15 protein-coding genes are annotated in these 14,903 nt (G+C 66.5%); 11 read left to right on the top strand and 4 right to left on the bottom strand.

Going from position 1 to position 14,903, the window contains the following annotated elements:
- Positions 1 to 174 precede the first annotated feature (174 nt).
- Positions 175 to 1,692 (top strand): plasmid pRiA4b ORF-3 family protein, encoded by a 1,518-nt coding sequence (locus tag CQZ88_RS09910; protein ID WP_251550734.1) that lies wholly within the window; start codon positions 175 to 177, stop codon positions 1,690 to 1,692.
- Between the two features lie 164 nt (positions 1,693 to 1,856).
- Complete coding sequence (locus CQZ88_RS29850) at positions 1,857 to 2,309, top strand: hypothetical protein (RefSeq protein WP_180986989.1); 453 nt, start codon at positions 1,857 to 1,859, stop codon at positions 2,307 to 2,309.
- A 114-nt stretch (positions 2,310 to 2,423) separates the two neighbouring features.
- Here CQZ88_RS29850 and CQZ88_RS30755 read toward each other — a convergent pair whose 3' ends face one another.
- The gene (locus CQZ88_RS30755; protein WP_257785089.1) at positions 2,424 to 2,546 is read right to left on the bottom strand and encodes a hypothetical protein; all 123 of its coding nucleotides are present in this window, start codon (positions 2,544 to 2,546) and stop codon (positions 2,424 to 2,426) included.
- 441 nt (positions 2,547 to 2,987) lie between these two features.
- On the opposite strand from CQZ88_RS30755, the gene CQZ88_RS09900 reads away from it, so the two are divergent.
- From CQZ88_RS09900 to CQZ88_RS09890, 3 genes are all read left to right on the top strand, one after another.
- Complete coding sequence (locus CQZ88_RS09900; RefSeq protein WP_043800107.1) at positions 2,988 to 4,382, top strand: SLC13 family permease; 1,395 nt, start codon at positions 2,988 to 2,990, stop codon at positions 4,380 to 4,382.
- A gap of 208 nt (positions 4,383 to 4,590) precedes the next feature.
- Positions 4,591 to 5,703, top strand: a complete 1,113-nt coding sequence (locus CQZ88_RS09895; protein ID WP_082120220.1) for a PrpF domain-containing protein — start codon at positions 4,591 to 4,593, stop codon at positions 5,701 to 5,703.
- 8 nt (positions 5,704 to 5,711) lie between these two features.
- Entirely contained in the window at positions 5,712 to 6,557 is an 846-nt protein-coding gene (locus tag CQZ88_RS09890) for a CoA ester lyase (protein ID WP_102799662.1), read from the top strand.
- Positions 6,558 to 6,586: 29 nt separating this feature from the next.
- Here CQZ88_RS09890 and CQZ88_RS09885 read toward each other — a convergent pair whose 3' ends face one another.
- The gene (locus CQZ88_RS09885) at positions 6,587 to 7,507 is read right to left on the bottom strand and encodes a LysR family transcriptional regulator (protein ID WP_029542709.1); all 921 of its coding nucleotides are present in this window, start codon (positions 7,505 to 7,507) and stop codon (positions 6,587 to 6,589) included.
- A gap of 219 nt (positions 7,508 to 7,726) precedes the next feature.
- Between CQZ88_RS09885 and CQZ88_RS09880 the strand changes: the two genes are divergently transcribed.
- Positions 7,727 to 8,992, top strand: coding sequence for a CaiB/BaiF CoA-transferase family protein (locus CQZ88_RS09880; RefSeq protein ID WP_043800103.1), 1,266 nt, complete (start codon positions 7,727 to 7,729; stop codon positions 8,990 to 8,992).
- Positions 8,992 to 9,783 carry a CoA ester lyase gene (locus tag CQZ88_RS09875; RefSeq protein ID WP_102799661.1) on the top strand — a complete coding sequence of 264 codons (792 nt, stop codon included), beginning with the start codon at positions 8,992 to 8,994 and terminating at the stop codon, positions 9,781 to 9,783. Before CQZ88_RS09880 ends, CQZ88_RS09875 begins: the two co-directional genes overlap by 1 nt.
- Before the next feature lie 123 nt (positions 9,784 to 9,906).
- On the opposite strand, the gene CQZ88_RS09870 is transcribed toward CQZ88_RS09875, so the two are convergent.
- Positions 9,907 to 10,125, bottom strand: coding sequence for a hypothetical protein (locus CQZ88_RS09870; RefSeq protein ID WP_102799660.1), 219 nt, complete (start codon positions 10,123 to 10,125; stop codon positions 9,907 to 9,909).
- A gap of 157 nt (positions 10,126 to 10,282) precedes the next feature.
- Between CQZ88_RS09870 and CQZ88_RS09865 the strand changes: the two genes are divergently transcribed.
- The 4 genes from CQZ88_RS09865 to CQZ88_RS09845 all read left to right on the top strand — a co-directional run bounded on the left by CQZ88_RS09865 (position 10,283) and on the right by CQZ88_RS09845 (position 13,789).
- Complete coding sequence (locus tag CQZ88_RS09865) at positions 10,283 to 10,492, top strand: hypothetical protein (RefSeq protein WP_102799659.1); 210 nt, start codon at positions 10,283 to 10,285, stop codon at positions 10,490 to 10,492.
- A gap of 160 nt (positions 10,493 to 10,652) precedes the next feature.
- Complete coding sequence (locus tag CQZ88_RS09860; protein ID WP_043800101.1) at positions 10,653 to 10,985, top strand: hypothetical protein; 333 nt, start codon at positions 10,653 to 10,655, stop codon at positions 10,983 to 10,985.
- Positions 10,982 to 11,614: a DUF3558 domain-containing protein gene (locus tag CQZ88_RS09855; RefSeq protein ID WP_102799658.1), complete on the top strand. Its 633-nt coding sequence runs from the start codon at positions 10,982 to 10,984 to the stop codon at positions 11,612 to 11,614. The genes CQZ88_RS09860 and CQZ88_RS09855 overlap by 4 nt, the downstream gene beginning before the upstream one ends.
- Positions 11,615 to 12,298: 684 nt before the next feature.
- On the top strand, positions 12,299 to 13,789 hold the full coding sequence (locus CQZ88_RS09845; RefSeq protein ID WP_102799657.1) for a stealth family protein: 1,491 nt from the start codon (positions 12,299 to 12,301) through the stop codon (positions 13,787 to 13,789).
- Between the two features lie 98 nt (positions 13,790 to 13,887).
- Here the strand turns inward: CQZ88_RS09845 and CQZ88_RS09840 are convergent, their stop codons facing one another.
- Positions 13,888 to 14,847, bottom strand: a complete 960-nt coding sequence (locus tag CQZ88_RS09840) for a DUF1214 domain-containing protein (protein WP_102799656.1) — start codon at positions 14,845 to 14,847, stop codon at positions 13,888 to 13,890.
- Positions 14,848 to 14,903 lie beyond the last annotated feature (56 nt).

Here is a 14,903-nt window from a genome sequence, read left to right as displayed (position 1 = left end):
ACACCGATCGAGCAGTACCGCACACTGGCGCCGGAGTTCGCCGCATGGCTGATGGAGAAAGCTGGGTGCCCCGCAAATCAGGCGGAGGAGTACGTTGCCAGCGTCGCGCATGCGATCGACGCGCTCTCGCGTGCGGATTCCGGGTTTGCGACCACGGCGTGGCGGAGCCGCGACGTGGACCACCTTCTCGAGCGGGTGCTGACGAGTGAACTGGTCGAGGACGACGACGAGACGCGGGCGCACATCGCCGGGGATGCCGCCGTGTTCTTGCAGTTCCTCTCGGCGACAAACCGGTGGACCGGCCAGGACGAAGACCTCGGGTACGCCCTGTCCACGCTCACGTCGTACATCGAATCGAAGCTCGCGTCCCTCTCACCGGTCGAGGTCGACGAGCCGCCGGTCGACCCCGAGGCCGAACGCGCCGCCTTGACGGTCGTGCCGGTAGTCGCACGGCTGGACGCCCTGCTCGGCTGGATCGGCGAACGCCGGCCTGTGACCGCGACCGGAGCGCTGAAGCGTGCCCTGGTCATGGAGGCCTTCGACGCTGTCGGCGGCAAGCGCGAGGATCTGGCACCGCGCAAGGTCCAGTCGATGTGGGATCTTTCCTTGCTGGCACAGACCTGGGTCGTTGCAGCCATGCTGGACCTGATCTCGATCGGAAAGACCGTCGTCAAGCCCGGTCCTGCAGCGCCGGTGTGGCGGGATCCGGACCGTAATCCCGGCGAGTACCTCACCCTGTGCCGGGACGCGGTGACACATTCCCTCGTCGTGGCCCTCGGCAGGCGCGGCGAGGGGCGGCTCGTAGCATTTCATTCCGTCCTCGACGAGGCGACCGCTGCCGTCCTGTCCGCCGGTCTCGGTGAGCACCCCCTGCCGTCCGGCCCCGAGGAACGCTTGCACGCACTGTCCGTGCTGTTCCCCGGCATGCCGGTCGGACCGAGTCTTCTCGGCAGCATGCTCGTCGACCGCCTCGACGACCTCGTCGCCGACGGCATCCTCGACGACGCGGACGGCTACCGCGTGCCGACGCCGCTCCGTCCTGCCGTGCGGGCCGCCGTGCGCATCCTCCTCGGCGACGCGACACCCGTGGCCATCCACCCGCCCGCGCGGTGCACCCTGCGAATCACGTTGCGCGACAGCGAGCCTGCGGTGTGGCGACGGGTGGTGGTCGACAATTCCCTGAGTCTGCTGCATCTGCACTTCGTCATCCAGAGCTGCTTCGCCTGGGAGGACTACCACCTGCACCAGTTCACCGAGGGCGAGCCGTTCACCGGTGGTTGCGTATACGTGCCCGACGATCAGCTCGACGACGAGCTCGCAAACGGTCAGGACGAGGTCGTCGACGAGGGAATGGTGACCATTGGGACGGCGCTGCCCCAGCTCGGGGCATCGCTGACGTACCTGTACGACTACGGCGACGGGTGGACGCACGACATCGTCGTCGAGTCCGTCGCCGACTTCGACGCCGAGGCACCGCGCGCCGCCTGTGTCGACGGGCAGGGCCTGGCGCCGGCCGAGGACTCCGGCGGGACGTGGGGCTGGACGGACATGCTCGCCGCGGCCGACGACCCGGCCCACGATCGACACGACGAGATCCGGCAGTGGCTCGGACTGCGGCCGGGTGAGCGCGTCGACCCGGAGTGGTTCGACCGCGACGACGCCAACGGACAGCTGCGCGCACTGTTCGGGTAGCGTTGCGGTCGAACGGCTTGCGCGCGAATCGCGCACCATCAATCGAGCGCGCAGGCCCTCTCCCCTGTCGGTCGTAGACCTTCGGCAGCCGTGGGTGGCGACACGAAAACCTGGGTTCGGCGCCACCCGAGGCACGCCGTGTCGGGCCGATCCGCGCCCGCCGGATGGATCAACCGGTCGGCCGGCGGCGGCTTGCCGAAGGCACGACGCAGTGGTTCGTCACTCGGCAGTGCGTGTTCGAGGTCGGTTGCGTAAGTAATGGAGAGGTCTTCGGACACGGTAAGGAGGCCGGTGTCGAATGCGACATCGGGCGTGGGGCAGGCCGTCAGTCCGTTCAGGTGCTCGAGGCGTTCCTTGCTGGCGCTCTCTCGCCACGGCTTGACGTGGCTCGCAGGGAGCAGTCGCGGCCGGCGACGTCCCCCGATCACGCTCCCCATGCCGCAGAACATGCACCGGTTGCCATGGCCGGTGAGCACTGCCTTGGCGAAGCGGTGCTGACCGATACGAACGGTCGAGGTGAGCAAACGCTGCGTGATCTCGATCGGTACATCCTGCCGCTCACGCGCCCACTTGTCGACAACCCCCTCGAGTTCTCGCTCGACGGCGGCCGCTTGTAGAGGCTGGCAAGGTGCTGGACTGGAAAGCCGGCTCGATGCGCGCTGCTGCCGGACCGACTGTGGTCGACGAGCACGAGGCACACAGCGACAGGACGACCTCGTTCTGGACGAAGTTCACCTGCCGCTGTCCTCGACCTGTTCGGCCAGGTCGAGGACCGGGACCAGCCCGGCCGCGGACACGAGATTGTGTTCGTCGAACACCGCGGACCCAGCCGTGAAGGTGTCCGATGATTGCACTGAAAGTGCCTCTACGTATACGGGTAGTCGTGACATCGAGAATCTCGATTCTCTCACTACGGGAAGCGCTTTCGTCGTTCACACGCCGTCACGGCCGGCGCGGTCTCCACGGATCCGGCCTCAGTGATGCCGAGAAGCAGGAGCAGGGTCACCACATCGAACGGATTACGCCTCACCCCTCCGGGTGAGCCTTCAGTTCAACTAAAGCCCACCATAGCGATTCGACATTGTCATGAACACGGGCCGCTTCTAATGTGATGTAGGTAATGGTCAAGCGAAGGATGTGACATGCAAATAGTCACTCTTCCGGCACCCTGCGGGAACGCCTCGTGCGACGTGGACTGCGACAGCAAGACACGTTCCGCCTCGCTTGACCCGCCCGTTCGCAACTGCCGATCGGGCGCCGTTCGATCCGCCTCGCGGTGAACCGAAAGAACGCTCATGACTTCCATCGAGATACTGCCACTGATCGCATTGGTGGCGATGTTCGTGATCGCCACCTTCTTCCCCATCAACATCGGCATATTGGGGTTCATCGGCGCGTTCGTCGTGGGGGCGTTCCTCCTCGGCTACGACGACAAGGAGATCCTCGCCGAGTTCCCCAGTTCGATCGTGCTGACGATCATCGGCGTCACCTACTTCTTCGGCATGGCGAAGAAGAACGGGACCATCGACCTCCTCGTCAACACCTGCATACGCAGCGTCCGCGGACGAGTGACGATCGTTCCCTGGGTGTTCTTCTTCTGCGCCTCGGTACTCACGGCCTTGGGCACGTTCAGCCCGGCGGCCGTCGCCTTGATCACGCCGGCGGCGATGTCGTTCGCCGCTCGCACCCGGATGAGCCCGCTGGTGATGGGCATCATGACCATCAACGGCGCACACGCCGGAGCATTCTCGCCGATCTCGGTCTCGGGCGTCCTCGTCCGTGACATCGTCGAATCGAGTGGGTTGACGATCGCCCCGTGGACCCTGTTCTTCGCCAGCTACGGCATCAACCTGCTGCTCTCGGTCCTGACCGTGATCGGCTACGCCGTGCTCGCCCGGATGCGGAACCTCGAATTCACCGCTACCGGCTCGAGTGACGAGTTCGACTCCGACGGCGGGGGGAGTCCTCACCGCACTCCCGTCGAGGGACCCGGCGCGGCCCCGTCCGGCAGCTCGGCCGGGGGAACCGGCACCCAGGTACTCATCCGGACCCCGCGCACCGAGATCGTCACCGAACCCGCACGACAGCCGGTCACCGCCGTGCAGAAGCTCACCCTCGTCCTGATCGCCGCGGTGCTGGTGCTGGTGCTGGTGCTGCACATGCCGATCAGCTTCGTCGCCATCGCCGCCGGTGCGATCCTCGCGTTCACCGACCTGTCCAAGCAGAGTGAGGCCATCGCCGGTATCAGCTGGTCCACGGTGCTGCTCGTGGCGGGCATGGTCACCTATGTCTCCCTCATGGAGGAGATCGGCACGCTCGACCATCTCGCCGAAATGGCGATCACCATCGGGGCCCCCCTGCTGGTCGCCGTCGTCCTCTGCTATGTCATCGGCGTCACCTCGGCGTTCGCGTCGTCGACCGCACTGCTCACCGCTGTCATCCCGCTCGCGCTTCCGCTGCTGCAGACCGGAGCACTCCCGGTCGTCGGCGTCGTGGCGGCCCTCGCCATCTCGGCCACCGTGGTCGACGTATCCCCGTTCTCGACCAACGGCGCGCTCGTCCTCGCCAACGCCCAGAACATCGAACGCCCCCGGTTCTACCGCCAGCTGCTGCTGAACGCGGGCATCGTGGTCGCGATCGCGCCGATGCTGTGCTGGCTGCTGCTGGTGGCCATCCCGGCCCTGGCCTGACGCGTCGACGCCACCCCCTGAGGGTTTAGCTCGAGTTAACCCTCATCGAGAAATCCGCCATTGTTCTCCACCCTGATCTAGGTCAGGGTGGGTAGTGGGACACCGCTGGCACCTACGCTCCCTATCCGATCGGAGCCTCCAGCGGTGCCTCACACACTCTTCCAACCCGAAAGGTGGGCCGACCGTGTTCACACTCCGTGGAACCTGGATGCGGGGAGGCACCAGCAAGTGCTGGCTGTTCAACGCCGTGGACGTCGATCCCCTCATCCCCCAGGCAGGGGGGCTGGACGCCATCTTGACCTCCGCGTTCGGCTCCGGCGACCCGCGCCAGCTCGATGGTGTCGGGGGCGGCAGCTCGACCACGTCGAAGGCGGCGATCGTGCGCCGCTCCAGCGAGTCCGGCATCGACGTCGACTACCTGTTCGCCCAGGTCGCGATCGGTGACCGGCAGGTCGAATGGGGCAGCAACTGCGGGAACTGCGCCACCGCGATCGGACTGTATGCGCTGCAATCCGGCTTCGTTCCGGTCGACTCCGCGGTGACGACCGTGCGAATGCGCAACCAGAACACGGGCGCAATCCTCACTGCCGAGATCGCGACCCCGGGCGGAATGATCCCCACCGAGGGCGACGCGGCCGTGCCAGGCACCAGCGCGCTGGGCGTCCCGGTTGGCCTCACCTTCGCCGGTCTCGCTGCCGATACAGCCACACTGCTGCCCACCGGCTCAGCCGCCGAACAGATTTCGATCGAGAACCACACGTACCGCGCCACGATGGTCGCCGCTGGCGCTCCGGCGGCGTTGTTCGACGCCGCCGACCTCGGCCTGACCGGCGCAGAAGACAATCGGACCATCGCCGAACACCTGCCGCTGCTTCTCCGGCTGCGACGGGAATCATCGTTGCGGATGGGACTGAGCAAACCGGGAGACCCGATCACACACGCGATCCCCAAGGTCGGCGTCGTCGGCCCGCCGGTGGACTACCGCACCAGCGCGGGCGTCGACATCGACGAAGACGACTACGACATCTCCGTCCGGATGCTGTCGATGCTTGCCCCGCACCCCGCAATCGGACTGACGTCCGCTGTCGCCGTCGCCGCGGCGTCCACCGTGACCGGTGGCGTCGTCACCCACAACACACGGGTCCGGTGGCCCGGATCGCTACGGATAGGGACGCCCGCCGGGGTCCTCGACGTCGACCTCACCACCTCGCCCGACGGTATCCTCGAATCGGTCACCTTGCACCGGGCGGCCCGACGCATCGCAGTGGCGGAACTCTTCGTCACCGGCCCGGCGCCCGCACTGGTCGGGTTGGCACGGTGAAGGTCCGAATGCCCGAGAACGCCACGATCGCACCCCGGACAATCGACGCGCGGATCGCCCGCTCCTGGCTGCTGGTCAACGGCGGCCGGATCGACTTGTTCGACCAGGCCGAACGTTCATGCGCCGATCAGATCGTCCTCGACATCGAGGACGCAGTCGATTCGCAACGGAAGTCCTCAGCACGCGAGGACGTTGCCGTCTGGCTCGAACACTCCTCGGCCTGGGTCCGGATCAACGACCGGTCCTCGAAGTACTGGAGCGACGACGTCGATCGACTCGCCGGCCTTCCCGGACTGGCGGGCGTAATGCTCGCGAAAACTGAAGCGGCAGAACATATCACCGAAACCTTCGACCGACTCGGCGGAGGCACCCCAGTCCTTGCCCTGGTCGAATCCGCCCTCGGCATCGAGCAGGCCGGCGCTATCGCCCGCGCCCGCGGCGTGTTCCGGCTCGCCTTCGGCAGCGGTGACTATCGCCGGGACACCGGCACGAGCGCCGACGACCTCGCCATGGCGTACCCTCGCTCCCGACTGGTGGTCGCCAGCCGGGTCGGCCGGCTGCCCGGACCGATCGACGGCCCGACCGTCGGCAACGGCCACACCGTGTTGCGCGAACAGTCCGCAGTGACCGTCTCCCTCGGCCTTACCGGGAAACTGTGCCTGGGCACCGATCAGCTGCAGGTGATCAACGAGGCCATCAGCCCTACACCGTCGGATGTCACCTGGGCGCGGCAGTTCCTGGCCGATTTCGAAGCCCGCGGCCGCATCATCCGCGACGGCAGCGACCTCCCCCGCCTCGGGCGGGCCGAGCAGATCACTCGCCTCGCCGACGCGTTCGGCATCTGCCGGAACTGACAGGCATCCTTCCGGGGAGGGTTGGGCCCCTATCCGGCCTCGAATCCCTCCTGCAGTAGGCGGGCGGCGGCAGTGCACACCGCGATTCCTTCCTGCGCGGCCGGGCTCAGCCGCCGCTCGGTCAGATGCGCGACCAGGATGCGCCGCTGCGGCGGGCGGGTCGCGAGGGGAATCGACCGGACGTCGGGCCGGAGGTTGAGCACGGCCAGGCGCGGCGCGATGGCCACACCGAGCTCGACGGCCACCATCGCCTGTACTTCACCGTAGTCGTGCGCGAACACGCTCGTCCGAGGCATGAAACCACCTTGTTGACAGAGCTTTTCGAGTGTCTGGGCAACCGGGTGATCGTCGGCGCGCACCACCCACGACTCGTCGCGCAGTTCGGTGATCCGGATCGAGTCGCGGTCGGCCAGACGGTGCCGTTCCGACACCAGCAACACGGTCGGATCGTTCATCAGGTGGTGGTAGGTCAACGTGGGGTCGTCGATCCGGTTCCATTCGTAGTCCCACAGCAACGACAATTCGGTCTCCCGCCGGCGCAGGGCGTCGACCAGTTGCGCGAACCGGCCGCTGAGCACCTTCAGATCGACGCCCGGGTGCCGCGTCTTGAACTCCTTGACCACCAGCGGCAGCAGTGACGATCCGGCCGTGGGAAAGGTGCCGATCGCCAGCACACCGGCCCGCAGCCCCTTGATCTCCGCGAGTTCGGCCTCGGCGGCCTCCAGCTCGACCAGGATACGTTCGGTGTGCCGAACCACCGAGCTTCCGGCCTCGGTCAGCACGATGCCTCGCGCGTGCCGTTCCAGAAGCGGCTGCCCCGCCTCCTTCTCCAGCTTCGCGATCTGTTGGGACACAGCCGAAGTGGTATACCCGAGCGCGGACGCCGCCGCGGTGATCGACCCGTGCGCGGCGACCGTGCGCAGTGTGAACATCCTGGCAGTATCCAGCACGCGCCACCCCTGACTTTAGACAAAGTTAACTGCTGTCGATATGCCCGTGATTGTAGTTGAACCCGGGGGATGTCAATCTGAGGTGGCGGCAACGGCGCCACGGACTTTTCGGTCGCGCCATGACCCTGCCGGCATCACCCGTCGGTCCGCGCTCGTGCACCCCGGCCGCTGTCGAGCGCCGCACCTGTATCGACCTTCCCCACCATCCGAGGACAGCTTATGACTGCACACCCGAGCGACAGTTACTCGACCCACGACCACCCTGGCACGAGCACAGCCGACAGCCCTCCTCCGACACGTGGCCCGTTGCACGGCCTCCGCGTCCTCGACATCAGTACCGTCTACGCCGCACCGATCACCGCCATGCTCCTCGGTGATTTCGGCGCGGACGTAATCAAGATCGAGCACCCCTCGGGCGATCCCGCCCGCTCACACGGAGCCCGGAAGGACGGCCACGGACTGTGGTGGAAGGTCATCGCCCGTAACAAGAAGTGCATCACTCTCGATCTCAGCACCGACGAAGGCCAGCAGATACTCCGCGACCTCGTGATCGATGCCGACGTGCTGGTGGAGAACTTCCGCCCCGGCGTACTCGAGAAGTGGGGGCTGGGTCCGGACCGACTCCATGCCGTCAATCCGGGACTGGTCCTGCTCCGCGTCACCGGGTTCGGCCAATCCGGACCCTACGCCGAGCGCCGCGCATTCGGCACCCTGGCCGAGGCGATGAGTGGCTTTGCCCACCAAACCGGGACGGAGGACGGTCCACCGACGCTGCCGCCCTTCGGACTCGCCGACGGCGTTGCCGGACTTGCCGGCGCATTCGGCGTGGTGACCGCACTCCTCCACCGCAACGGCTCGGCCGGCCGCGGACAGGTCATCGACATGTCACTACTCGAACCACTCCTGGGAATTCTCGGCCCCGGGCCCACCGCCTACGACCAACTCGGCACCATCGCCGGCCGCAACGGCAACCGCTCCCCCAATAACGCCCCACGCAACACCTACCTCACCAAGGACGGCCGGTGGGTTGCCGTCTCCGCGAGCGCCACCTCTGTCGCCGCGCGGGTCATGCGCCTGGTCGGCCGACCTGACATCGTCGAGCAATCCTGGTTCGACTCGGCCGGCGAACGCAGCCGCAACGGCGAACTGCTCGACGACGCGGTTGCGAAGTGGATCGCAGACAGACCCCTGCGCGAGGTCACGGCCGAGTTCGAACGGGTCGGCGCCGCGCTCGCACCCATCTACGACGTCGCGCAACTCATGAGTGATCCGCAGGTCCTCGCCCGTGACTGCATCACGACCGTCGACGACGAAGACCTCGGCCCGATCAAGATGCAGAACGTCATGCTTCGCATGCTCGGGACTCCGGGCGCGATCAAGTTCCCCGGCCGCCGCCTCGGGCAGGACAACCAGGAGTTCTACCGGGACACCCTCGGCATCGACCAGGAACGAATGACCGAACTCACCGAGAAGGGCGTCCTTTGATGAACCGCAGCTACCTCTTCGCGCCCGGCCACAACCTGAATCTGCTCGGAAAGGTGTTCCACGCCGGCGCCGACGCCGTCATCCTCGATCTCGAGGACGCGGTGCCGCCCTCCGAGAAGCGAACCGCCAGGGCAAACGTCGCATCCGTCGTCACCACCAGGACCGCATGGGTGCGAATCAACGCCCCCGGAACCGGACTCGCCGCCGCTGATCTGCATGCCGTCGCTGCCTCGGCACACGGCATCCGCATCCCCAAGGTCGAATCACTCGACGACGTTCACTGGGTCGCAGCCCGGGCCCCGGAGAAGCCCCTGATCTGCGCCATCGAAACCGCGAAAGGGGTCGCCAATGCCTTCGATATCGCCGATCACCCGGCGGTGACGCATCTCGCACTCGGTGGTATCGACCTGCAGAAAGACCTCGGCACGGGAGAGGGGGACATACCGATGCAGTACGTGCGATCCCACCTCGTCGTCGCCGCGCGCGCCGCCGGCATCGCCCCACCGATCGACAGCGTCTACCCCCACCTCGACGACAATGACGGACTCATCCAGCAGGCCGCCCACAGTCGCAGCCTCGGCCTGTTCGGCAAGTCCGCAATTCACCCCGCCCAGCTGACGGCCATCCATGCCACCTTCACTTCGGGACAGGACGACATCGACTGGGCCCGCGAAGTGGTCGACGCATTCGAGAAGGCCGGCGGAGCGGCGGTCCGGCTACCCGGAGGTGAATTCGTGGATCTCCCCGTCGCAGAGCGGGCACAAAAGATCTTGGACGCCGCGCGAACGTGATGCCGTCATGCTCCGCACCGTCTACACCATGTAGTGCACGAACGCGTGCCACCTGCCATGAGCAGATGCTTCGGCCGACGCATCACCTCCCGATACGCCGGCTGGTGGCTACCGAGAGTAGACCTAGGACAGCAAGATGGCGATGAGCACGGTTCCGCGGCTGCCGGAGTGCAAGTACCGGTTCGGCAACTCCCACAGCCTGCGAACGTTGGCAACCTCGTCGAGCACCGCGAGCAGGGATAGCGGGAGCCGCTTCGACACCGTGGTGACTCCGTACTGGGGGGCTCCCGCGATGAGGAGCAGCCACCAGAACGCGTCGAACTTCCCGACCGTCTCGCGCACGAATTCTGGGCCTCGCTGTCCAAGGTGACGCCGGGGGATTCTTCGGTTACTGCGTCGCCGTCGCAATCGGTACCGGCGCGCTGCTGTTCGCGATCTGACCCGCCACCGTGGTTTACCCACGGAGGTTTGATGCGCCCCGCACATCTGTGCATCCGCTTTGGGCTCGACGCCGCGCATCGGCCCTGGCTTCGACGGCCTGGCACTGACGATCCTTGTCGTCGTCGGCATCTGCGGACTGATCGCACCGATTCTCGCCGTGGTAGGCGACCGGGGAGCGCCGACCTTCGACAAGCACTCCGCCTGGATGCTCGCCTCCGGCCTGACCGCACACACTCTCGCAGAAGCAGGCCTGACACTGGCGCTGTGAGACACCGACCCCGCCGACGAGAACCGAATCGTCCCGACCGAATCGCACGCGAGTTCGGTCGGGGCGCAGGCGTCTCAACCCCCATTCTCGAAAGAGAATCCCGCGTGACCTGCAATCGAATGCGTTACAGTTCCCGGGCCAACTGATACCGGGGGGATTCATGGCAGAGAGACTTCGTTTAGAACCGCGGACGATCGAGGAGATCGTCGCCATCTGCGACACCATGCTGACGACACTTCGCAACGCAGCACGCCATGCAAGCGACCTGACCGATGCACCAAGTTTCGGGGGCTTCAAGTCGGCCGAAGACCTCCGCGCCGGCTTCGTTCGCAAAGCCCGCGGCACACCCGAATCGCTCTACGAACGACTGGAACAATTCGAGGCGGTGCTCAGCGGCATGCGAGAAGCGTTCGCCGCAGGCGGTGAGGGGTTTCTCGCGGCCGAAAACAACTGGACCGCCCGTCTGCACGCCCTGAACCAGGACGAGCTGTGACCGCGGGCCGTACCGGTGCCGCAATCACAGGGACACTTATTGTGCTTGCATCGCTCTCAGCGTGCACTGCCTCGTCCCCCAACTCGGAATCCACAGACGAGGCCCCGAGTACCCCAACAGCAACGACACGAGTACCGCGCCTGGTGGACGAGTCCGACCGACCTCTCGTCGCCTTCGACCCGTGCCTCGACATCCCCGACGACGTTCTTGCCGCGGCAGGCTACGACCCGAACTCCGAAGACAACACGGATTTCGCGGCGACGCACTACACGATGCTCGGCTGTTCCTACGACGGCGTCTTGAAGTTTCCCGGCGTTGCCGCCTACGCCCTGACGGTGAGATCGGCCAACTTCGACTGGGCAATCGAACTCCAGAAGACCGCCGACAACGGCGACGACGTCATTCCATCTGAGATCGCGGGCCGACGCGCACTGCTGAAGACCAACCTGTCCCTCCCCGAACGTTGCGGCATGAGCGTCGAGACGTCCTACGGCGTGCTCATTCTCGCTCAGGTTCTTTTCGGCAAGGGCGGCACTCGCGTACCCGAAGCCCAATGGTGCACCGGACTTGAAGACACGGCCGAGCGCATCGTCGCCGTCCTCGACGACTTCGAGTCGCACACCCGCTGACTCGGTACTCGTCTGGATTCGCCCCCGGAGGCCGACCTCGAACCCGCCCGAGTTCGGCGGACCACGCCCGCGACGCTGTCGCTCCCATATGTCAGCATGGTCGAACCCGATCCCGGAGGGAGCGTCGTGTCCACCGCCGACCTGCACCGCCTGCGACAGCAGCACCCGGCGTGGGCGTTTGCTACGGCCGGACAACGCGGCCGCAGTGCTGGTACTGCTCGAGCAGAAGCGGATTCCGTGGCCGTACGTCGTCGAACGGCTTACACGGATGTCGGAGGCACAACCCTGACCAACGCTCGGCCGAACGGCGACCGGACGGCGGCCAGACGGCGACCGAATGTCACAGTCATGCGATCCAATCGACCCGCTGTGACATTCGGTCCGCGGGTCGTCACGCAACGATCACGTCCGCAGCATCGAATCGACACAAAGCCGACAACGCGCCGCCTCCCCGGCTACAGGTTCTCCCCTGCAGTCTTCAGTTGCACCTTCAGTCGCATCGGCCACTAGAATCAAACTTCTCGTTCCCGGGATCTTTCACGGGAAATCCCTTCACAGGAAAGGAGCACTCCGACGCATACGCCGGCCCCCCACACCGTTCATCTCGTCTCCCTGCCCCACAGCGTCGGGGAGGCTCCCCCGCTCGCGTCCGAGCGGCCCCGGCTGCACGGCCACCCGGACATCGTGTGGTTCCGGGATCGCTATGCGATCCCCATCTCGACGACCACGCCGCACGAGGCGATGCTCGAGGATCTGTACTTCGTGCGCCGGGTCCTCGACGACGCCGGCATCGACTATCTGCTGGTCCGCGGCGACGGCGCCCGCCCGGTGCTGGCGGTGGACTGGGCCGACCGCAAGGAACTGCGCGCCGCGCTGGTCGCCGCGTGCACCGACGAACCGTTCTACTCCAAGACGGTCGGCGCCAAGCGGCGCCGACCGGTGCTCGTCGCCGACGGCCGGCTTTCCCCTAGTTCCAAGGACCGGGCGTTCCGCCTGTTCCGGCCGCGAGTCGAGCTGACCAGCGGACTGCGGTACGGGGCGTCGAACGGGGTGCAGATCGAGCTGTGGTCGCACACCGACGACGAAATCCTCCTGCCGAAGGAGAACGCTCTGACCCGGCGCAGCGTGCCGCGGGAGGAGATCACCCGCACCACCGTGGAGCGCTACGGGCAGACGTGGCCGACGATCGAGGGGATGTTCGCGACCCATCCGTCGGACGTCCCGTTCGAGATCGACCTGGTGTTCTCGTGGGTGGACGGCTCGTCGAAGGAGTGGCAGGCCGAACGCGCCAAGCGCATGCAGAACTACGTGGTGGGCGAGGGCGACGACTCCCCCGCGCGCTTCCGGCAGATCAACGAGCTGAAGTACGCGCTGCGCTCCGTGCACATGTATGCGCCGTGGATCCGGCGGATCTTCGTCGCGACCGACTCGGAGCGACCGGACTGGCTGGCCGACGACGGCCGGGTCACGTTCGTGCGCAGCGAGGAGTTCTTCGCCGACCCGTCGGTGCTGCCCACCCACAATTCGCAGGCCGTCGAGTGCCAGCTGCATCACATCCCGGGTCTGTCCGAGCACTTCCTGTACTCGAACGACGACATGTTCTTCGGCCGCGCGGTGGATCCGCAGATGTTCTTCTCCGCCGGCGGGGTCACGAAGTTCATCGAGGCGGACACCCGGATCGGGTTGGGCCGGAACCACAAGAAGCGCAGCGGTTTCGAGAACGCGGCACGCGTGAATCGCCGGCTGCTCGAGGACCGGTTCGGGGTGACAATCACCCGGCACCTCGAACACACGCCGGTGCCCCTGCGCAAGAGCATCATGGTGGAGATGGAGCGGGAGTTCGCGGAGGAGTTCGCCGCGACGGCGGCGAGCACGTTCCGGGCCGCGGAGAACATCTCGGTGACGAACTCGTTCTACCACTACTACGCGCTGATGACCGGCCGGGCGGTGCAGCAGACGACGGCCCGCATGCGGTACGTCGACACGACGATGGTTTCGGGTCTGCGCGAGCTGGACACGCTGCTGGCGACGCGGAAGATGGACTTCTTCTGCCTCAACGACGGCAGCGTGCCCGAGGTCGACCTCGAGCTGCGGACGGCCAAGGTCACGCAGTTCCTGGAGCGGTACTACCCGATCCCGGCGCCGTGGGAGACGGACTACCCGAGGCGGGCGTGACCTGCGCCCTCGGACGCACCGGGCCGCCCCGCTTATCCGCGGGGCGGCCCGGCCGGGTGAACGCGAACTCGGGGACGACGCCGGGCTGGCGTCGACGCTCACCGCCCGTTCGGTGACGAGGCGAGGGCGGGAAACACCCAGCTTCCGTCGAGGACCTCCGCACGCGGGCGATACAGGCGAACGAGATAGTTCCACCCCTCCGTGACGGGAAGGTAATTGGCGCGGTCCGCACCGTCGCCCCCACCGAAACGGACGGTGATCGAGCCGTCGGCGTTGGGAACGCCTGTGAGGTTGTTGATGCTGTAGGCGTGGTGCTCGTTCGGTTCGAAGAAGCCCTCGGCGTTGTAGACCGAGACGGACCAGAAGCCGTCGACGGGCACATCGCCGACGGTCAACTCGTACTCTCCGACCGGCAGTCCCGGATCGACACCGATGTACACGGCCTCCTCGGTCGGAAGGCCGCCCCAGCCGGCGGCGGTACCGATCAGGTGCCGGACCGGGTCGACGGTGTTCCGGGCACCGAACATCCGATCGAAGCCGGTCAGTCCTCGTGCCAGCGCCAGCAGCGCCTCCCGCGTCGCGTCGAGGCTCGCACGGTCGTAGTCGGGCGCCGCGAACGGCGTCGACGAGCCGACTTCGAGACGGAACCGGTCCTGGAGCGAGACCACGGTGCGGACGTCGTCCGGATCGGAGGGATCGACGAGAATCCGCACCGCGACGGCGACGTACGGTGTCGGGAACTCGTCGGCCGTGAACCTGTGCTCTCCCGGGTCGTGGAGGATCCGATCGACATGGTGGTCCTGGTCGACCACCATCACGGACATGTACCGCCGACCGCCGTCGGGGATGGTGAGCGTCGCTCCCTCCGAGGTGTCGACGATCGCGAGGCTGTACAGGGTGTCGCGGTTCATCCGGATCACCGTCTGCTGCTCGACCGAGGCGGGCTCCCGGTTGTGCCGGAGCACATTGATGCCCCCGGCGTCCCGCTGAAGGTCGAGAAACATCCGATCCGTCTCCGCGCGAACGAAGTTGTCCACATTCACCGGAATCGATGTCATGCGCGGCAGCCTAGACGACGAACACCCCACGCGCTGTCCGATTCGTCCGCCTCCGC

Origin of the sequence: Rhodococcus sp. ENV425 (genome assembly GCF_002887785.1) — a bacterium.
Taxonomy (GTDB): domain Bacteria; phylum Actinomycetota; class Actinomycetes; order Mycobacteriales; family Mycobacteriaceae; genus Rhodococcus; species Rhodococcus aetherivorans.
The sequence above is the reverse complement of the archived record's forward strand: the minus strand, read 5'-3'. Positions and strand labels throughout refer to the sequence as shown.

What these genes read in the sequence shown, in the direction of transcription:
- CQZ88_RS09895 (WP_082120220.1), top strand. Translation starts at nt 4,591, where the DNA reads ATGCGGGGAGGCACCAGCAAGTGCTGGCTGTTCAACGCCGTGGACGTC.
- CQZ88_RS09875 (WP_102799661.1), top strand. Translation starts at nt 8,992, where the DNA reads ATGAACCGCAGCTACCTCTTCGCGCCCGGCCACAACCTGAATCTGCTC.
- CQZ88_RS09860 (WP_043800101.1), top strand. Translation starts at nt 10,653, where the DNA reads ATGGCAGAGAGACTTCGTTTAGAACCGCGGACGATCGAGGAGATCGTC.
- CQZ88_RS09890 (WP_102799662.1), top strand. Translation starts at nt 5,712, where the DNA reads ATGCCCGAGAACGCCACGATCGCACCCCGGACAATCGACGCGCGGATC.
- CQZ88_RS09880 (WP_043800103.1), top strand. Translation starts at nt 7,727, where the DNA reads ATGACTGCACACCCGAGCGACAGTTACTCGACCCACGACCACCCTGGC.
- CQZ88_RS09840 (WP_102799656.1), bottom strand. Translation starts at nt 14,847, where the DNA reads ATGACATCGATTCCGGTGAATGTGGACAACTTCGTTCGCGCGGAGACG.
- CQZ88_RS09900 (WP_043800107.1), top strand. Translation starts at nt 2,988, where the DNA reads ATGACTTCCATCGAGATACTGCCACTGATCGCATTGGTGGCGATGTTC.
- CQZ88_RS29850 (WP_180986989.1), top strand. Translation starts at nt 1,857, where the DNA reads ATGGATCAACCGGTCGGCCGGCGGCGGCTTGCCGAAGGCACGACGCAG.